3 protein-coding genes are annotated in these 2,732 nt (G+C 72.6%); all 3 read right to left on the bottom strand.

Features of this window, described 5'->3' with window-relative positions; translation table 11 throughout:
- Window positions 1-85 precede the first annotated feature (85 nt).
- The 3 genes from ACH65_RS17825 to ACH65_RS17815 all read right to left on the bottom strand — a co-directional run bounded on the left by ACH65_RS17825 (window position 86) and on the right by ACH65_RS17815 (window position 2,645).
- A complete protein-coding gene (locus ACH65_RS17825; RefSeq protein WP_049623984.1) occupies window positions 86-661 on the bottom strand; it encodes an NUDIX hydrolase in 576 nt (191 codons plus the stop codon).
- 141 nt (window positions 662-802) lie between these two features.
- The gene (locus tag ACH65_RS17820) at window positions 803-1,765 is read right to left on the bottom strand and encodes a DMT family transporter (protein ID WP_049623983.1); all 963 of its coding nucleotides are present in this window, start codon (window positions 1,763-1,765) and stop codon (window positions 803-805) included.
- Between the two features lie 55 nt (window positions 1,766-1,820).
- Window positions 1,821-2,645, bottom strand: a complete 825-nt coding sequence (locus tag ACH65_RS17815; RefSeq protein WP_049623982.1) for an AraC family transcriptional regulator — start codon at window positions 2,643-2,645, stop codon at window positions 1,821-1,823.
- Between the last annotated feature and the right edge of the window lie 87 nt (window positions 2,646-2,732).

Raw genomic sequence — 2,732 nt, 5'->3', positions numbered from 1 at the left:
AAGGCCGGCCAGCCTGCGATGGAGCTTCAACAACACAGGATTGGACCAACGGCACAACCCGCCTTCCCCCGCAGACACCAGCCGCTCAAGCCGCAGTGCCCAGCCGCCCGTGCTCGATGAACCACAACCCGGCGAACAGCTTGGGGTCGATCGAATAGCCCGCCGCGGCCTTCTCGAACAGCCAGCGGCCGGCCTCGGCGCGGGGCACTTCGTGCACCACGATGTCCTCGCTGTCGTCGCCGCCGCCGGGGCCGACCTTGACCAGGTCCCAGGCGCGCACGAAGGCGATCATCTCGGTGCTCATGCCCGAGGAGGAGGGCCCCTCGTGCACGAATTCCACGCGGCCGCAGCGGTAGCCGGTTTCCTCTTCCAGCTCGCGCGCCGCCGCCAGCAGCGCGCTCTCGTCGGCCTGGTCGGCCAGGTCGCCCACCAGGCCGGCCGGCATCTCGATGGTGTGCTTGAGGATCGACACCCGGTACTGCTCGACGAACAGCACGCGGTCCTCCGGCGTCACCGCCAGGATGATCACCGCGCCGCCGGGATTGTTGCGCTCGGCGTATTCCCAGCGCCCGCGCCGGCGCAGGCTGAGCCACTGGCCCTGGTAGAGGGTTTCCTCGGGAGCGTGGACGTCGGCGGGGAGGCGGCCGTGGCTGTCGTTCATGCGGAGCGCGGGCAGTGGAGGGAATCAGGCCATGGTGCCGCCTCCGCGTGGCCATCACAACCGCGGTGGATCGCGCATGCTCCGCCGTGTGCCGGCGCGCTTCGTCGTGGCGCCGTCGGCGTGTGCGGGCGGCGCGCGTGGCTACGCCGCGTGCGCTTCGACCAGGTTCGGCTTGATGCGCAGCGCCCAGACCACCCCGACGACCAGCAGGGCGATGCCGAGCAGGGTCAGCGGCGGCGGCAGGTGGCCGCGCAGGGTGAAGGCGTAGCCGAGCGCGGCCAGCGTCTCGAACACCAGCAGCGGCCCGGCCAGCGCGGTGGGCAGGCGCTGGCTGGCTTCGTTCCAGCACAGCGTGCCGAGCCAGGAGGCGAGCAGGCCGATCGCCACCATCAGGCCGATGAAGAACGCCGGGCGCGGCCCGAACGGCATCGGGAAGGCGCTGCCGCTGGCATGGTGGTAGGCCCACAGCACGGCGTAGCCGACCAGCGCCAGCGGCAGCGTGGCCAGGCCTTGCGCGGTGGCCCAGCCGCGCGGGCTGCGGCCGGGATGGTGGCGCAGCCAGTCGGCGTTGCGCAGCGGATACCAGGTCCAGCACGCCACCGACACCAGCGCGAGCAGCGCGCCGCCGGCGTAGCGGGCCAGGTTCGCCTGCGGGGCGTGGCGCAGCGCGGCGAGCTCGGTCTGGTTCACGCAGGCGATGCCGCCCACGATCAGTACCAGCGCGGGCAGCAGGCGCAGCCATGGCAGGTGGCCGTCGCGCCTGGCGTTGCGCAGGTTGGCGCAGATGGCGATGGTCACCGGCAGGGTGCCGATGATCACCGTGGGCAGCGGCGCGCCCGCGCGCTGGATGGCCGCGGCCAGGCACAGGTAGTAGAGCAGGTTGCCGATCGCGGCCAGCTTCACCGCCTCCAGCCAATCGGCGCCGGTCAGCCCGCGCAGCGTGCGGCGGTCGAGCCAGCCCAGCGGCAGCGCGATCAGGCCGAAGGCGAGGTAGCGGCCCATCGAGAGCAGCGCGGCGGAGTAGTCCGGTGCCAGCACCGGCGCCACGAACACCAGGCCCCACATCAGGCCCGCCACCAGCGCATAGAGGATGCCGAGAGTCATGCGGGAGAGTCTGCGCAGGGGGCGCGGGTGTTGTCTTGTACGAGATTGCGGCGGCTCAGCCGCGCAGCTGCCGCTGGTAGCGGGCCGGCGTGGTGCCGTAGCGGCGCATGAAGGCGCGGGTGAGGTGCGCCTGGTCGGTGAGCCCGGCGGCCGCGGCGACCTGCGCGGGCGGTTTGCCGGCGGCGAGCAGGCGCTTGGCCTGGGCCAGCCGCAGCGCCATCAGGTACTGCTGCGGCGTGGCATGGTGGTGGTCGCGGAAGCTGCGCAGGAAATGGAACGGGCTGAGCCCGGCCAGCCGCGCCAGCTCCTCCAGCGTGAGCCGCTGCGAGAGGTTGGCGTGCAGGTAGTCGATCACCGGCGCGAAGCGCGGCGAGGCCCCGGCCGCCGCGGGGCGGGACGTGCGCGCGTGCCGGCGAAACTCGTCCAGCAGGGCGAACAGCAGGCTGTCGATCGCCAGCGGTTCGCGTGCCTGCCACAGCGCGTCGAGCAGGGCGTTGAGGCGGTGCGCGGCGGCGGCGTCGTGGCGCACCGCCTGGTCGAACCACCACGCGCGCTCGCCGCAGATCGAGGCGGCGGTATCGGGCTCCACGTAGAGCATGCGGTAGCACCAGCCCTCCGCGGTCTCGGCGTGGCCGGTGTGCAGCTCGTCCGGGTTCATCAGCACCAGTGAATCGGACGGCGCCAGGTGGTCCGCCCCGCGATAGCGGAAACGCTCCACGCCATGTTCGATCACGCCCAGGCCGAAGCCGTCGTGGGTATGCGGCTCGAAGGCATGGCGCACGATGTGCGCGCGGTACAGCTCCACGCCCGCCCGGTGCGCCGGGCGGCGGAACTCGGCGGCGTCGTGCGGGTGCTCGAAATGGGCGGGGACGCCTTGCATGGCAGGCATGCTACAGGGAGACGCCGCGGGTGCTCGCGTGACGGACGGTCGCTGCCGCGCGAGGCTCTTCCCGACTCCCGACTCCCG

Source organism: Frateuria defendens, from assembly GCF_001182895.1.
Taxonomy (GTDB): Bacteria; Pseudomonadota; Gammaproteobacteria; order Xanthomonadales; family Rhodanobacteraceae; genus Frateuria_B; species Frateuria_B defendens.
The sequence above is the reverse complement of the archived record's forward strand: the minus strand, read 5'-3'. Positions and strand labels throughout refer to the sequence as shown.

Bases quoted from the DNA above. Each gene is read 5' to 3' on its own strand.
- ACH65_RS17825 (WP_049623984.1), bottom strand. From the start codon at position 661: ATGAACGACAGCCACGGCCGCCTCCCCGCCGACGTCCACGCTCCCGAG.
- ACH65_RS17820 (WP_049623983.1), bottom strand. From the start codon at position 1,765: ATGACTCTCGGCATCCTCTATGCGCTGGTGGCGGGCCTGATGTGGGGC.
- ACH65_RS17815 (WP_049623982.1), bottom strand. From the start codon at position 2,645: ATGCAAGGCGTCCCCGCCCATTTCGAGCACCCGCACGACGCCGCCGAG.